Here is a 1,196-nt window from a genome sequence, read left to right on the forward strand (position 1 = left end):
AAAATGGCAAAAGGTAAGTTCGAGCGCACCAAGCCGCACGTCAACGTCGGTACAATTGGCCACGTTGATCACGGTAAAACCACACTGACAGCAGCGATTGCAACAGTTCTGTCGAAAAAATTCGGCGGCGAAGCTAAAGCATACGACCAGATCGACGCAGCACCAGAAGAAAAAGCGCGCGGTATTACAATCAATACAGCCCACGTTGAGTACGAAACAGCCGGTCGTCACTATGCTCACGTTGACTGCCCAGGCCATGCTGACTATGTTAAAAACATGATCACTGGCGCGGCACAAATGGATGGCGCCATCCTGGTTTGCTCAGCAGCAGACGGCCCAATGCCACAAACTCGCGAACACATCCTGTTGGCCCGCCAGGTTGGCGTTCCATACATCATCGTATTCCTGAACAAATGCGACATGGTGGATGACGCTGAGTTGTTGGAACTGGTTGAAATGGAAGTGCGTGAATTGCTCTCCAAATACGAATTCCCAGGCGACGACCTGCCGATCATTCAAGGTTCCGCCAAGCTGGCCCTCGAAGGCGACAAAGGTCCTCTGGGCGAAGAAGCCATCATGAAACTGGCTGATGCTCTGGATTCCTACATCCCAACACCAGAACGTGCTGTTGACGGCGCCTTCCTGTTGCCAGTAGAAGACGTATTCTCCATCTCCGGTCGCGGTACAGTTGTTACTGGCCGTATCGAACGCGGTATCGTCAAAGTTGGCGAAGAGATCGAAATCGTCGGTATCAAAGACACAGTCAAAACAACATGTACTGGCGTTGAAATGTTCCGCAAACTGCTCGACCAAGGTCAAGCAGGTGACAACGTCGGCGTATTGCTGCGTGGTACAAAACGTGAAGATATCCAACGTGGTCAAGTGTTGGCAAAACCAGGCTCAATCAAGCCTCACGCCCACTTCACAGGCGAGATCTATGTTCTGTCCAAAGATGAAGGTGGCCGTCATACACCATTCTTCAACAACTACCGTCCACAGTTCTACTTCCGTACAACGGACGTAACTGGTTCGATCGAGTTGCCGAAAGACAAAGAAATGGTCATGCCAGGTGATAACGTTTCTATCACTGTAAAACTGATCAACCCGATCGCGATGGAAGAAGGCTTGCGCTTCGCTATCCGTGAAGGTGGTCGTACAGTCGGTGCTGGCGTTGTTGCTAAAATCATCGAGTAATA

General features: G+C 50.8%; 1 protein-coding gene. It reads left to right on the top strand.

Annotated elements, in window-relative coordinates; genetic code table 11:
• The first annotated feature begins 3 nt into the window (after nucleotides 1-3).
• Nucleotides 4-1,194 (top strand): elongation factor Tu, encoded by a 1,191-nt coding sequence (gene tuf, locus AC07OI_RS29785; protein ID WP_423018072.1) that lies wholly within the window; start codon nucleotides 4-6, stop codon nucleotides 1,192-1,194.
• The last annotated feature ends 2 nt before the right edge of the window (nucleotides 1,195-1,196 follow it).

This window comes from Undibacterium sp. GW821-FHT07F11 (assembly GCF_059418665.1).